Source organism: Thermodesulfobium narugense DSM 14796 (genome assembly GCF_000212395.1).
Taxonomy (GTDB): Bacteria; Thermodesulfobiota; Thermodesulfobiia; order Thermodesulfobiales; family Thermodesulfobiaceae; genus Thermodesulfobium; species Thermodesulfobium narugense.
This window is the reverse complement of sequence record NC_015499.1, coordinates 1,124,753-1,139,050: the sequence shown is the minus strand read 5'-3', so window position 1 is coordinate 1,139,050 and position 14,298 is coordinate 1,124,753. Positions and strand designations below refer to the sequence as shown.

12 protein-coding genes, 1 tRNA gene and 1 pseudogene are annotated in these 14,298 nt (G+C 30.2%); 8 read left to right on the top strand and 6 right to left on the bottom strand.

From position 1 onward, the window contains the following. Positions 1-27: 27 nt before the first annotated feature. The 3 genes from THENA_RS05690 to THENA_RS05685 all read right to left on the bottom strand — a co-directional run bounded on the left by THENA_RS05690 (position 28) and on the right by THENA_RS05685 (position 988). A complete protein-coding gene (locus tag THENA_RS05690) occupies positions 28-219 on the bottom strand; it encodes a hypothetical protein (protein WP_013756453.1) in 192 nt (63 codons plus the stop codon). Positions 220-288: 69 nt separating this feature from the next. Then, a complete protein-coding gene (locus tag THENA_RS10015) occupies positions 289-429 on the bottom strand; it encodes a Mu transposase domain-containing protein (RefSeq protein ID WP_169309421.1) in 141 nt (46 codons plus the stop codon). A 214-nt stretch (positions 430-643) separates the two neighbouring features. Next, the gene (locus tag THENA_RS05685) at positions 644-988 is read right to left on the bottom strand and encodes a hypothetical protein (protein WP_041437953.1); all 345 of its coding nucleotides are present in this window, start codon (positions 986-988) and stop codon (positions 644-646) included. A 24-nt stretch (positions 989-1,012) separates the two neighbouring features. Here THENA_RS05685 and THENA_RS05680 point away from each other — a divergent pair. From THENA_RS05680 to THENA_RS05660, 5 genes and pseudogenes are all read left to right on the top strand, one after another. Next, positions 1,013-1,714: pseudogene (locus THENA_RS05680) on the top strand (DDE-type integrase/transposase/recombinase); the annotation flags it as partial. Beyond that, entirely contained in the window at positions 1,707-2,483 is a 777-nt protein-coding gene (gene istB / locus THENA_RS05675; protein WP_013755463.1) for an IS21-like element helper ATPase IstB, read from the top strand. The pseudogene THENA_RS05680 and the gene istB, both read left to right, overlap by 8 nt. 72 nt (positions 2,484-2,555) lie before the next feature. Continuing rightward, a complete protein-coding gene (locus THENA_RS05670; protein ID WP_083816151.1) occupies positions 2,556-3,410 on the top strand; it encodes an Rpn family recombination-promoting nuclease/putative transposase in 855 nt (284 codons plus the stop codon). A gap of 220 nt (positions 3,411-3,630) precedes the next feature. Beyond that, on the top strand, positions 3,631-4,464 hold the full coding sequence (locus tag THENA_RS05665) for an MBL fold metallo-hydrolase (protein WP_013756452.1): 834 nt from the start codon (positions 3,631-3,633) through the stop codon (positions 4,462-4,464). Positions 4,465-4,633: 169 nt separating this feature from the next. After that, entirely contained in the window at positions 4,634-8,446 is a 3,813-nt protein-coding gene (locus THENA_RS05660; protein ID WP_013756451.1) for a hypothetical protein, read from the top strand. A gap of 312 nt (positions 8,447-8,758) precedes the next feature. Here THENA_RS05660 and THENA_RS05655 read toward each other — a convergent pair whose 3' ends face one another. From THENA_RS05655 to THENA_RS10100, 3 genes are all read right to left on the bottom strand, one after another. Then, entirely contained in the window at positions 8,759-10,000 is a 1,242-nt protein-coding gene (locus THENA_RS05655) for a hypothetical protein (RefSeq protein WP_013756450.1), read from the bottom strand. Between the two features lie 385 nt (positions 10,001-10,385). Next, the gene (locus THENA_RS10105; RefSeq protein ID WP_083816150.1) at positions 10,386-11,075 is read right to left on the bottom strand and encodes an integrase catalytic domain-containing protein; all 690 of its coding nucleotides are present in this window, start codon (positions 11,073-11,075) and stop codon (positions 10,386-10,388) included. Between the two features lie 116 nt (positions 11,076-11,191). Then, positions 11,192-11,515, bottom strand: a complete 324-nt coding sequence (locus tag THENA_RS10100) for a hypothetical protein (RefSeq protein WP_041437950.1) — start codon at positions 11,513-11,515, stop codon at positions 11,192-11,194. Between the two features lie 157 nt (positions 11,516-11,672). Between THENA_RS10100 and THENA_RS05640 the strand changes: the two genes are divergently transcribed. The 3 genes from THENA_RS05640 (at position 11,673) to THENA_RS05630 (ending at position 14,196) form a co-directional block, all read left to right on the top strand. Further along, positions 11,673-11,748 (top strand) — tRNA-Ala (locus tag THENA_RS05640). Positions 11,749-11,766: 18 nt separating this feature from the next. Further along, positions 11,767-12,963 (top strand): SAM-dependent methyltransferase, encoded by a 1,197-nt coding sequence (locus tag THENA_RS05635; protein ID WP_013756449.1) that lies wholly within the window; start codon positions 11,767-11,769, stop codon positions 12,961-12,963. Between the two features lie 159 nt (positions 12,964-13,122). Next, positions 13,123-14,196, top strand: a complete 1,074-nt coding sequence (locus THENA_RS05630; RefSeq protein ID WP_013756448.1) for an EAL domain-containing protein — start codon at positions 13,123-13,125, stop codon at positions 14,194-14,196. Positions 14,197-14,298: the final 102 nt, after the last annotated feature.

The window sequence follows — 14,298 nt, the reverse complement described above, 5'->3', positions numbered from 1 at the left end:
AGCTAAGTTGACGTGGACCAAGGTTAGTTAAGAATCTGCTTCAGTAGATTTAGACTCTCCATCAAACATAGTTGAACTTTTCATGCTGTACTTAATTAACTTAAGATCTTTTCCAATCCAACGTCTTTGCATGCTGTGATCGTAGGAACCAGTTTCAGTTAATAGTTCCTCTTTTGAAATAGAAATCTTTGCTCTTGCCAAATCTTTTTCCCTTAACATCCCACAACCTCCTTAAATTTAGATTATTCTAATTAATATTAGTATTATACCATAAATAACATTTTTATATTAAGCACACATAACCCAAGCCTCTTTACCTGAAAAATAATGCGGTACAGAATATCTGTTACCATTGTAGCTTATTAGACAATCTAAAGTTACTTTTCTTGATTCAAGAAATGATGATAAAAATAACTCTTTTTCAGGCAAGAAATTAAAAGTTCTCTATTTCAAAGAACTGATTAGGGACTCCCTTAATAGTGCTGTGATAAAGATTATTAAATTCCTCTTGAAATCTCTTCAGCTTAAAATAAAAATCTTCAAACGAATCAAAAATTATTATTTTTGATAAGGTTGTGCTCAATAAAGTCAAATGGTTTTTCTGCTTTTCCTTTCATATTGCATTTGTTCACCAAGAGATGTTTCATATGGTTCGTATGTTTTTGTAGAAATATCCTTTTAACTCTTTGAAATGTTCATTAATGTAACGGTAAACAGCTATGTTAGAGCCATTGTAGCCTTTAGATCTCAGGTTAGATATGATTGCAGATACTCGTTGTCTTTTAAAGACAAAAGCCTCTTTGATAAACTCATGAAATGGTTCAAGTTCCTTGTAAACCATCTTTTCCCGCTCATAGGAAGGATAGGTTTCACTCTTAAGAGCCCTTTTTACAGTATTGCGAGATACTCCCAGAATCTTTGCAATCTTTCTTGTTCCCATACTTGGATTACGTTTCTTCAGATTAATTATTGTTACCCAGTCTTCCATCCTTAACACCTCACAGATAAAGGCTTTCAAGCTCAAGTTGACTGGACAACTGTTAGAAGTGGAAAGAAGCCAATCTATGCTTTTGTTATGGTTTTATCCTATTCAAGAGCAGCTTTTGTTTACTTTACAGACAACATGTGGCAGGACACATTCCAATCCTGCCACATAAAAGCGTTTGACTACTTTGGCGGGATACCAAAGACTATACTCTATGATAACCTAAAATCTGTAGTAATTCAAAGAGATAAATATGGGCAAAATGAACATGGCTTTAACAACAAATTTTTTGATTTTTCCAAAGGTCTATTTATACCAAAACTATGTAAGCCCTACAGAGCTAAAACCAAGGGAAAGGTTGAAAGATTCAATCTATATCTAAAAAATAACTTTTATAAACCATTGAAGGCAAAGCTAAAGAATACGCCAATAGATATAACACCAGATCTCTTAAATGCCTATATATTTTCCTGGCTTACCAGTGCAAATAACAGGATTCATGCAACAACAAACAAAAAACCCTTTGATATGTTAAAAGAGGAACTAAGTTATTTAAGTAAAGTACCAAATAATCTATTTGTAAGTGAAAAAGATAGTAATAAAAATAATATTAAAGATAGTAATAAAAACAGTAAGAAAGAAGTTTACATGGACAAAAGCTTTCATCCTTACTACACAAACCTTTCTGAGTATGAAAAGCTCTTAATAGGAGAAGACAACTATGCTTAATTCAAGGATAGAAGAATACTGCATAAATCTAAAATTAAAGGGCATATTAGAAAACTATAGTTTTCTTGCAGATAAAGCAGCTAAAGAGAGTTTATCCTTTGCTGAATTCCTTTGTCTTCTGCTTGAAGCTGAATATGAAGCAAGAAATCAAAGAGCAAAACAGACTATGCTGAAGTTTGCAGGTTTTCCAAAGATAAAAACTATAGACACCTTTGATTTTTCATCTTCATCAGTTGATAAAACACTGATAAATGAAGTTCTATCAATGAGGTTTATTGATGAGACAAAAAACATTCTCCTTATTGGGCCTCCTGGTGTAGGAAAAACTCATCTTGCTGTAGCTATAGGTTATGCTGCTACACAGAAGAGGATAAAGACAAAGTTCGTAACAATGGCTGATTTGATTATACAAATAGATACTGCACTATCTCAAAATAGACTGGAGCAATACATAAAGAAGTCTATAAATTTTACAGGGCTGCTTATTATTGATGAGTTTGGATACTTTAAGCTCAATGAGAAACAATCAAACCTACTGTTTCAGATAGTTAACAAGAAATATGAGACGGGCTCTATATTAATAACCACAAATCTTTCTTTTATCAGATGGAAAGAGATTTTCAACAATGATGAAGGCTTAACTACAGCTATACTAGATAGACTTATTCATCACAGTTATATCATAAACATCAAGGGAGATAGTTATAGACTAAGACAGAAGAGAAAGGCAGGATTAATTGACTTTAGTTCACAGGAAATTAACAGCTAAAAGTGGTGCAGTTTTGAGCCGCGTAATGGTGCATTTTAGGATTGCACTTGACACATATAAACACAGGAAAAGATTTCAAAGAAGTATAAAAGGTTTAATTTAGACATAGCTTTTAGATTTCAGACAAAGACCAGTTCAGCCCAGGTGTATTATCTACTGGAGCACAAATCAGAGACGGGAAGCTTTAGTAATATCCAGATACTCTCATATATGCTTGCAATATGGGAAGAGGATATGAAAAACAAAAGGCCAATAGAGCCAATTATTCCAGTAGTTTTCTATCACGGAAAAACAAATTGGGACAAACCTATAGATTTTTCAGATCTATTTGAAGAAAAATATATCTATAAAGATTATCTGCCTGCTTTTAAGTATATCCTGATAGACACAAATAAAATTGAAGAAGAGAGATTTCGCCTTAACATAAATAACAAATGTCTTCTAAGCGCATTATTGCTGTTTAAATTCATATTTTTAGGCAAAGACTTAAATAAATATTCTGAGATACTCTATATCGTAAAAGATTTAGATTTAGACAAGTTTTTGATATACTTGATGTATATTACAACTGTAAATGACCTGGAAGAAGAAGAAATAAAAACTATATTAGACTCTACTGTAGGAGGTGATAAGATGGCACCTGTAATTGAGAAGTGGATAGAAAAAGGAAGAGAAGAGGGCATTAAAAAAGGTAAGGAAGAGGGACTATTAGAAGGTATGGAGAAAGGTATGGAGAAAGGTAAAATAGAGGGTATGATTATTGAAGCCCAGGATTTACTTTTAGATGCCATTGAAGCCAAATTTGATAAAGTCCCAAGAGATATAAAACTAATGGTGAAAAAAACAAAAGATAGGGAAAGGTTAAGAAAAATACTTAAAGCCACTATCAAGGTTCAAAACTTAGATGAAATAAGGGAGATGTTCTAAATTAATATCTGAATTAATATCTGACCTAAAAAATAACTCTTCTATTCTACACATTAGAAATCATTCTTTCTATACTTTCTCAATTATAAATATTATGTTATTTTGAGTGTACTTTAATTTTCATGATCAGCTAAGTTTATATTTGTAGGTTTTACTTTTGTTAGCTATAACAAAAAATATTACAAAAAATTTCTAAAAGATTCAAAAAGGAGGCGCCAATATGGATTTAAGAACTACTATTTTAGCCGAAAATAGCGTAGTGCTTCCATTTGACATTATTGGGGAACATGGTTTTAGCGCTTTTGTAGAAACCCCTAACTTCAACTTTTTATTTGATACTGGACAAGGCAAGGCATTGTTAAATAATTCGATTGCTTTAAAAAAAGATTTAAGCAGTGTAAAGTTTTTGTATATATCTCATGGGCATTACGATCATGTAGGTGGTATTGTAGACCTTTTAAAATTTAAAGCCCCAATTGAAACATACTCACATCCAGACATATTTTCTAATAGATATTGGTCAATTGGCAATACAAGAAGGTATATAGGTATTCCGTTTAGTCAATTTTATCTTGAAAGTCTGGGCGTTAAATTTAATTTTCATAAAGAATTTACAGAGATAGAAAAAGGTATTTTTTCATCTGGAGAAGTTGAACGTAAAACAAAATTTGAGAAAATTGATAAAGAAATGAAAGTTGTAAACGCCAATGGCGATTTGGTCCAAGATGAGATTTGGGATGATTTTTCTTTAGCTATAGAAACGCCAAAAGGTCTTGTGGTTCTATTGGGTTGTGCTCACGCTGGCATAATAAATATTCTAAATCACTTTATAAATAAAACAGGTAAAAAAGAAATATATGCTGTAATAGGAGGAACCCACTTAGGCTTTGCTTCACAAGAGCAGATTAATAGTGTCCTTGAAGTAATAGAAAAATACAATATACAGAAATTGGGTGCCTCTCATTGCACGGGCATGGAAGTTGGAGCAAAATTGTATAACAAGCTCAAAGATAGATTTTTCTTTGCAAGCGCTGGTAGCGTATTTGAAATATAAAAACTTTTGTAAAAATTGGTAATTTATAGTATCACTAGCAGTTAAAATGTGAATTTACAGAATATATAATCTAATTGGATATTCTGTACGTTATTGAACAATAATGTTTATTTGCTATGAATAAATTAATGTGTATATAATATTTTACAAAAGTATTACAATATAACATATGAGCGGTGGTTGGTATGTGAATGCAAACGATATAGTTTTTTGGTCTGAAAAGGAGCCTCGAAGAGCACAAGAGGAATTACCTTTGTTGGTAAAAAACCTGATTTATGCAAGTATTGATCCAAAATATATTCGATATATGCGCTTTCCGTCTAGAGACAGTATTTCATTAATGGGATTTGATGGTATTTTAGAAGTTGCGAAAGGTAATAGTTTTGTTCCTGAAGGAAAATCTTTTTGGGAAATTGGGACTAACAAGAATCCAGAGCAAAAAGCAGATGAAGATTATAAAAAAAGATCAGAAGAAGATCTGCATGATAAAGATAGAGCGAATTCTACTTTTGTTTTTGTTACTAACCGCATATTTAATAAAAAGATTAATTGGGAAGAAGAAAAGAAGAAGGAAAAAAAGTGGAAAGATGTAAGATGTTTAGATGCTGTTGATTTGGCAGAATGGCTTCATCAATGTTTGGCTGTTCACAGATGGTTATCAAGACGATTAAATAAACGTCCAGAAAATGCGTTTGATATATGGCAAGTATGGGATGAATTGAGCATTACAACAAAATATTCGTTAACTCCAGATTTTTTTATAGCTGGAAGATTTGAATATGAAAGAAATTTAATAGAAAGTTTAAAGTCAGAGCCACAATTAATAAAAATATTTGGTATGTCAAAGGATGAAGCATATGCTTTTGCTATAGCATCTATATCAAAAGTTGAAGAGTTATCTTCACGAGTTCTCATAATAAAGGATTCTAATGAATGGACTTATGCAGTTGAAAGCAAAAATTTCTTGATTTTAATTCCTTTTTTCGATGATCTTGTAAATATGGAGTTGGCAGTTTCTAAAGGGCACTGGGTTATAAAACCTGAATCAAATCCAAATAGAAAATTTCAAAGCAATGGCATTGAATTTGAACTCCCAAGACCAAATAGAGGTAGTTTAATTGACGCACTTATTGAAATGGGAATTTATAAGGAAAATGCTGAAGAATTGGTTTCTAATGCCAAAGGATTTTTAATGCCTCTTTGGCGTTTGCTTAAAGAAGTTAAAAAACCTGAATGGGCTAAATCTGATGATTATTCTCTTATTACAGCTTTATTAATTGGAGCTTGGGATGAAGGGAACGATTGGGATAGACAAGAGGTAGAAGAATTATTTGGAGCGTCTTATAAGGATCTTGAAAAAAGTTTACATAAGTGGTCAATAGAAGATGACCCGCCTGTAAGAAAATTTGGAACGCAATGGCAGGTAGTATCCCGTTTTGATATGTGGAAATTGCTTTCCCCATATATTGATACTAAAATAATTGAGAAATTTGGGGAAATTGCTGTTGAAATTTTAAAAGAGACAGATTCACAACGGGTTTTCCTTCATTCTAATATGTTAAGGAAAAATATTGCAGAGATGTTAGTGATGTTATCAGTCTATACAGATACTGTCCTAAAAAATATTGGTACTTATTTAATTGAAGACAGAGTTTCAAATTGGATAGAAAAAATATTAAAAGATTCCACATTTTTAACATGGTATTCTTTATCAAGTTTGCTCTTATACTTTGCAGAAGCATCTCCAGATATTTTTCTTAAAATGATAGAAAATAAACTGAAGGGAGATGATAATACATTTATAGAAGAATTGTTTGATGAAAGAGAGGATTTTACTAGTGTTAGTTTATATGAAGGGCTCCTTTGGGCATTGGAAGTATTATCCTGGAACAAAGACTATGTAGCTCGAGTTGTTCTTATATTGGAAAGACTTTCAAGATTAGATCCTGACGATAAGGTAGATAATAAATCCTTTGAAAGTCTAAGAATGATTTTTTTAGGATCCTATCCTCAAACCAAGCTAACAGTGGAAGAGAAATTAGATCTTCTTGATTTGCTTTTAAAAAAAGAACCAGAAATAACGTGGAGATTGCTTTTGTCATTATTTCCAAAACCTACGTTAGAAATTCCGACAAAATTACAAAAACCATCCTTTAGAGATTGGGCTAAGGATTGGAAACCTACAGTAAGTAACAATGACTATTCATATTATATTTCTGGAATTGCTAATCGCATTTGGAAGTTTGCAAATGAAAATGATGGAGAATATATAGCAGATCTTATAGAAAATTTAGAGTTTTTTACAGAAAGTACCATCTTAGATTTAATCGAAAAGTTATATAAAAACATAGATGAAATGCTGTTTGAAAACAAAACAATGATTTATGAAAGTTTATTTAAATTAGTTTGTAAACAAAAAAGAGATAATGGTTCGGTACGGGTATTTCCTAAAGAAATTATTAAAATATTTGATGATCTCATAAATAAATTAGTTTATAATAATCCTATTCTTAAAAATAAAATTCTTTTCGAGAAATATGAATATGAACTTATATGTGAACCTGATATTGATATAACAATGTATCAGGATATTATTGAAAATAAAAGAAAACTAGCATTACAGGAGATTTGGGATAGAAAAGGGTTTGAGGGAATACAAGAGCTTATTAAAATGATTGATATTCGTGGAAATACAAGACTTAAATGGAAAATGACTGAGCCTGAAAAAATTAATTCAAGTTATATAATTGGGCAATTATTGACTAAATTATCGTTTTTTAATCAAATTGAAGATAAAGTTCTTCAATGGCTTGACTCTGAAGATAAAAAATTTAGCGATATTGCAAAAGCTTTTGTTTTTGCAAATTATAAACAAATTTCAAATTATTTACTGAGTACTTATGAAAAATATAAAGATTCTTGGAACAATGATAAGTGGCTAAAGTTTTGTCTTTGCCTTCCGCCAGAGCCGGAAGTTTTAGCGTTTATGCAAAATTTGCAAAAAGATATTGAAGACAATTATTGGAAAGTAACGAACTGTTACTACCAATTTAGCAGTTCAAAAGAAGATATAGAAAGCTGTATAAAAAAATTAATAAAAAGCGAGAGGCCTATAGACGCCTTAGATGTTATAGCTTACTATCTATATATAAATCTAAAATGCAGTTTTAATCAAGATTTTCTTGCGAAAATTCTTGAACAAGTAGCGAAAAAAAATTTTGAGTTAATACAATTTGGTCGAATCAATGGGGCTAACATAGAAATAATTTTTAATTATCTTCAGAAAAGCTCTGAAATCAGTCCGGAAAGATTAATATACCTTGAAAGTTCTTATATTTCTTACTTTACAAAATTCAAAACCAATTTAAAAATCAAGCCAATAGCTTTAATACAAAAAATTTTAAGTGACCCAGAGTTTTTTGTTTATTTAATTTTAATAAATAGAACTAAATATGATACTACAATTAAAGAAAATCGTTTAGGTCTATCTGACGATCAAATGAAAAATTTTGCAAAAAATATACCTTCTTTATTTAATTTAATAGAAGAATTACCTGGTCAGACTGGAGAAAATATTGATGAGGATAAGCTTATTAATTGGGTGAAGCGTGCAAGAGATATGTGTAAGCAAGAAAATATTCTAAGTTTTTGTGATTCTATAATAGGGAGTATTTTGTCCAATGCTTCTTTCGATGAAGATGGTTACTGGCCTCACAAAGCTGTTAGAGAAATATTAGAAGAGGTTGAAAGTGCTGATCTTGAAGATAGCATTGCTGTTACGATTTTCAACAAAAGGGCTAATGTTTTAAAACCTTTAGGTACAAGTGATGAAAGAGAGCGTGATAGGTTTAAACTTTCTGCTAGTGAATTTAAAATCAAATATCCGAGAACAGCGGTGTTATTGGATAGAATAATAAGTGATAGTGAGAGGTATACAAAATTTGGAAATAATTTAAAGACGAATTTAGATTTTTTTACGTAGGAATTTAAACATATTATCAAATATTATTTAAGTAACTTCTTCGACTAAGTCCAATCTTATGAAAATTTTTACATGTAATATTAACCTCAAATTCTTTTAGATACAGTTAAGCTATTCTGAAATTTATAAACTGAAATTGATTATTTTAGATTATGCAACTTAAATTTCTTATTGACAATGGTTCATTTGTCCGGTTCAAATTTTCTTCTGTATTGCCAATATTGATCCATTTAAAGAAAAATTTGTACATTACTTATTTAGAAAATATCCTGTTAAATTTATGTTTGATTATAATATTAATAATATTATTAATTATGAATCGCTTGATAGGCTTATTTTATGTAAAGTTTCTGTTAGAGTTTTGTTAATATTGATTAAATTATTATCAGTAAGTTTTCTATTGTGCTCAACATAATAATATTCATTATTAAATAAAAAGGTTGAGATATATCTATTGTTATATTTCATGTTAATATTAGTTTTTTTGGTTGTATTGTTAAATTTCTTAAGGATTTCAAAAGGAAGAGGAGGCCACATTGATTTCTTTTTGAATTTATATTTATCAGTAAAATAATTAAATAATGAGCCTAATCTTAGAATCTTATTATTACATGCCTTTACTATTGAGATACAAATGATAGCATCTTTTGACAGTAAGTGTGATTGAGCCATAATTTCATCTATTTTGTGAGAATCAATATAACTACTGTATAATACATCAAATACAGCTTTGTTTTTTTCTTTGGTAATAAAGTAATTATAATTCTCTTGATAGATGTTTGTTTTTTTATAATCGTCGATTACACTCTGCCCAATATATTCGTCTATGAATTTGTCGCTATAGGGTATGGTCATTGAAACAAAGCAACGATATAATATTTCTTCATCCTTCAGTAAAACAGGAAGTGGATCTATTGCTAATCGCATAACCGCCACAACGCCTATACACTTTTTCAGATGGTCTTCGAAGTTCTTTATAAAAATATCTTGAGATTTATGTAAATTGATAGGTTGATTTCTTGATACATAAAAATACTTGAAACTTTGTTTATGTACACATTTATTTAACTTCAGATGCAACTTTTTAATTTTTTCAAAAAAGTTGGCCATTTTATCTGACATATCTTTAAAAACATTATCGTTTTTCAACAAATCTTTTTTTATGTAGCTTAACATAGGGAATCTTTCTTCTTTTTTCCACTTATCAAAAAATTTTTTCCTTTCTTTATCTGGTATATCTACTAAAAATATTATAGTTGTAGACAACTCAATAGCTGACCTAAGAGAATAATAAGCACAATCAAAGTATCCTTGCTCAAATAACACAATTGAATTTATTAGTAGCTGTATAGATTCTTGTAAAAAAGCGTTAAGTATTTGTATAGATTTTAACGAAGAAGTATTTGTATCATTTTCTGTAGTATTAAAATCTATTATTCGTTCTGATATGGTATATCTTAAATTTGTCAGGTCTAAATAGAATTTTTCTTTATTTAGAAGGGTTACAGGACGTATATATTCTTTTTTTTGTTCTTCAATATATGAATTGTTCATTTTTTACCTCCTTTTTTACCTCCTGCCTTTTTTTGATTTCATTAAATTTATCAAAAAACTCATAATTTTAGTGCTCTCTAAATTTTTAATATTAAGTCATTTACTACTTTTTCAGCAAATTAGTTTATTTAAATTATTAAAGTCAAGTATATTCTAATTCTAATATTTTACACTGTCCGTTAACAGTTAACACCCTTAAGGCGTGTTGCCTCATTTAAAAACCTAAAGGAAGTTGTATTCGTTGCCTCACTTAAAATTCTAAACATAACCATAACATATTTTATCTTTGTTTTTGCTAATTTTTTTAATAGAGTTTCTTACTTCTTCCTTTATGGATATATCTTCTAGTAATTTTTTTTGAAGTTTTACTATTTCTCTTTGAAGTTCAGCTGGATTTAATTTTGTATACTGTTCTATTAGTCTTTTCTTTATCTATTTTTTCTACACCAGGATTTTCTAATATTCTTTGATAAGGAGTTCTTGCTTTATCGTATTTTTTTGTAACTTTACTTCCAATTCTTTCTTTTGAGATTTGTTTCATTACAGGCTGAAAAAAGTTTATATATAGCCTTAGGCTTTCATAAAGCCTTTTTAAAGTTATTAGCTCAACTTCTCTATCATATCTAAAATAACCAACATATTTTCTTACTACAGAGTAGTTTTTCTGTTCAACATAGCAATTATCGTTTTTTCTATATTTTCTTGACCTTGTGAACGTTATATTATTTTCAACACAATAGCGATGAGGTTGATGATTTATAAACTCTGCTCCATTATCAGAATCAATTCCAAAGAGTTTAAAAGGCAAGCGTTTCTTTATTTCATCTATTGATTCAAAAACCCACCTTTGAGCTTTATTTCTTAAAGCATCTATTTCTATCCAACCGGTGCAAATGTCAACTGCAGTCAGAGTTTGGATAAATTCTCCTCTTAGATCTCCTCCTTCATGACCTACAAGGTCTATTTCTAAATATCCAGGTATACTTTCGTCCCATTCTGAAAATGTCCTTATAGGAATCTGACTTTTAAGAAGGCTGCCTGGTTTTGTATATGTCTTTCCCTTTGGTTTATTCATTCTTTTGTATTCTGAAAGTATTCTGTCTATAGTAGATGCGCTTATCTTAAAGAGTTTTTTCTTCTACATCCCTTTCAATTTGTATTTCTTTAAACTCTTTAAGTTTATATATTATTTCAGGAAGAACAGGTTTTAACCTTTTTGCCACATGGACAATCTAAAACGTCCCATACCTTAATTAACGCCTTTTTTACATCATCATCATAATATTTGCTTTTCTTTTTCTTTTTCTTCATCGTTAAATCTACTTTTAAAACTCTGTTATTCATCCTTACTATCTTCTCATGACTGCTTAAAAGAAAAGATGCATAACTACGATTGTATCCAGTCAAAGCTATTAACTCATCTAAAATTATGCCTTTTTGTTTCTTGCTTGCTTTTTTATATCTTTTTGCAATTTCACTCACCACTGATTTTCTTTCCTTCATCGTTAACCCCATTTCTAGCCTCCAGAGTTATAGTAACTACTATTCTAAGAGGCTTATTATTTTCATTTAGATTTTTTATTTGAGGCAACGATTGTATTTCGTTTAGATTTTTGATGAAGCAATTCGGAAGGTTGCAAAAAAACTCTAAGTCCTTTATAATAAATGCAGTGGGCCTGTGGCGCAGTTGGGAGCGCGCCTCAATGGCATTGAGGAGGTCAGGGGTTCGAATCCCCTCAGGTCCACCATATGGAGGCTATTTTATTATGAATAGGACTGAATATGAATTATATTTTAAGACAATAGGTTCGAAAGGATTCAGGGTAGTTTATTGGGACAAAGAGACTTCAGATTACGGTGTAGGTGATTGTAAATTCACCATAAACTTCAAGAAAAATCCATCAGATTTATTCATAAAAGAACAAAACTTAAGAAAAATAATAGAAGAAAATTTTGAAGAAATTCTGGATATTGAAGGAAACCCTGAGGAAATATGCAGTGTATTTGGTTTTAGTAAAGAAATTGATAATTTTAAAGCCATAAAAAAACAAATTTTATTGTGTATAGCTGAATTTTTGATGAATGTCAGGAAAGAAAGACAAAAAAAGGAAGTTCAATCCCACTATGATCTTGGCAATGACTTTTTCTCTTTGTGGTTGGACGATACGATGACTTATTCGTGTGCCTATTTCAAAGATCCAAATATGAGTTTGCGCGATGCACAAATAGAGAAGATAAATCATACCCTAAAAAAATTAAATTTAAAAAAAGACGAAAGACTTCTTGATATAGGAAGTGGCTGGGGGCTTCTAATAGTAAAGGCTGCGCAGGATTACGGCGTAAAATCTATGGGAATAACATTAAGCGAAGAGCAATTTAAAGCTACTAAAGACCTTATAAAAAGATTGGGGCTTGAAGATAGAGTACAAGTGAGACTGATGAACTATCTTGATCTTGATGAAAATCAATTGCAATTTGATAAGATAGTCAGCGTGGGAATGTTTGAGCATGTTGGAAAAGAAAATTTAGAGAAGTATTTTGATAAAGTTAATAAACTTCTTGTTAATAAGGGTCTATCCCTATTGCATACAATAAATTTACCCGAAGTTTCTGAAGAAGATTCTTTTAGCGCATGGCTAAAGAAGTATATATTTCCAGGTGGTTATATCCCAGAATTAAAGGAATTGATTAGTATTTTACCTAAATATGATTTTCACCTTATGCATCTTGAAAGTCTGAGAATGAACTATGCTTTGACATTAGATAAATGGTATGAAAATTTTTCTTCTCACACTAAAGAGATTGAGGAAAAATTTGGAAGACAATTTGCTCGTCGTTGGGGGTTTTATCTGAAAGGTTGTGCAAACGCTTTCAGAACATCGGGTCTTGATGTGCATCAACTTCTCTTTTCAAAGGGTTTAAATAACGATATGCCTTTGACTTTTGAATATATTTATAAATAATTTTAGTATATATTTTTTTAAAAAAACACAAAATTTTTCTTGCTGTTAGTAATTGTTATTAATTTAAAATTATTAATTTAGAGCAGTTTTTTGACATTGATAATAATCTTTAGTATAATACAGCTTTAAAAATGATTATTATTCTTTAGGAGAATTAAAGTGGACAATGAACTAGACTGGAAATGTAAAAGATGCGCTAGTTTGCCTGTTATAAGTAATGAAGAAGGAACAGTTATGTTTCACTGTGATGTGGATCTATTACAAAATAAACTTTATAATACTCTTAGTAAAATGGGTTTAGAACCAATAAAAGATGGTGAAACTTTAATAATTGAAACGAAAAATTTTAGACAGTTTTTAGAGATTTTTTCTACACAACCGTATTCAGATATTGAACAAGAAGGTATTCATGTTTTATTTCTAAAAAAAGGCGAAGCTTTAAAATTTGCTGCTTTGTCAAACACTAAAACTCTTAAAAAATGGCTTTTTCTATTAAACAACTCAGATTTTATAAATATATTTGAAAACAAATCATTAACTACATACTTTCAGCCTATTCTGGAACTAAATAATATGCAAATAAAGGCTTATGAATGCTTAACAAGAGGCGTTAAGGCTGACGGAAGTCTTATGCCGCCAAATCTACTTTTTAAACTTGCAATAGAAAATGATCTTTTGTTCTTTCTTGATAGATTGTGCAGAGAAAATGCTATAAAGACTGCTGCGGTTAAAAACATTAATTGCGATTTATTTATTAACTTTGTTCCTACTTCAATATACGTTCCTCAAACATGTCTGCAAACAACCTTATATTGGGCTCAACAATTTGATTTTAATCCTTCTTCAATAGTTTTTGAAGTAGTAGAAGCTTATAAGGTAGAAGATTTAAAACATTTAAAGTCTATACTTGATTTCTATAGAGAGAAAGGCTTTAAAACAGCCCTTGATGATTTGGGCAGTGGTAGTGCAAACCTTTCAACATTGGTTCAACTTGGAACTGATATTATTAAAATAGACATTGAAATCATAAGAAATATCCATAATGACAGTTTAAAGCAATCAATATTTGAAGCACTTGTAAATATTGCTCAAAAAAATAATATTGTAGTTCTTGCAGAAGGCGTTGAAACCTATGAAGAACTGGAGTATGTAAAGGGTCATGGAGCTAAGCTTGCTCAAGGATTCCTTTTTTCAAAACCACTCCCAGAACCGATTAGAGAGATTAAGATATAAAAAATTAAATCTGTCTCAAGATTTATAATATGAATTTTTTTTACTTGAGATGCTCTTAAGTTTGCTCTCTATTTCAGGCGAGACAGCATTAAACTATTTCTT

What these genes read in the sequence shown, in the direction of transcription:
- THENA_RS05690 (WP_013756453.1), bottom strand. Translation starts at nt 219, where the DNA reads ATGTTAAGGGAAAAAGATTTGGCAAGAGCAAAGATTTCTATTTCAAAA.
- THENA_RS05685 (WP_041437953.1), bottom strand. Translation starts at nt 988, where the DNA reads ATGGAAGACTGGGTAACAATAATTAATCTGAAGAAACGTAATCCAAGT.
- istB (WP_013755463.1), top strand. Translation starts at nt 1,707, where the DNA reads ATGCTTAATTCAAGGATAGAAGAATACTGCATAAATCTAAAATTAAAG.
- THENA_RS05665 (WP_013756452.1), top strand. Translation starts at nt 3,631, where the DNA reads ATGGATTTAAGAACTACTATTTTAGCCGAAAATAGCGTAGTGCTTCCA.
- THENA_RS05660 (WP_013756451.1), top strand. Translation starts at nt 4,634, where the DNA reads ATGAGCGGTGGTTGGTATGTGAATGCAAACGATATAGTTTTTTGGTCT.
- THENA_RS05655 (WP_013756450.1), bottom strand. Translation starts at nt 10,000, where the DNA reads ATGAACAATTCATATATTGAAGAACAAAAAAAAGAATATATACGTCCT.
- THENA_RS10105 (WP_083816150.1), bottom strand. Translation starts at nt 11,075, where the DNA reads ATGAATAAACCAAAGGGAAAGACATATACAAAACCAGGCAGCCTTCTT.
- THENA_RS10100 (WP_041437950.1), bottom strand. Translation starts at nt 11,515, where the DNA reads ATGGGGTTAACGATGAAGGAAAGAAAATCAGTGGTGAGTGAAATTGCA.
- THENA_RS05635 (WP_013756449.1), top strand. Translation starts at nt 11,767, where the DNA reads ATGAATAGGACTGAATATGAATTATATTTTAAGACAATAGGTTCGAAA.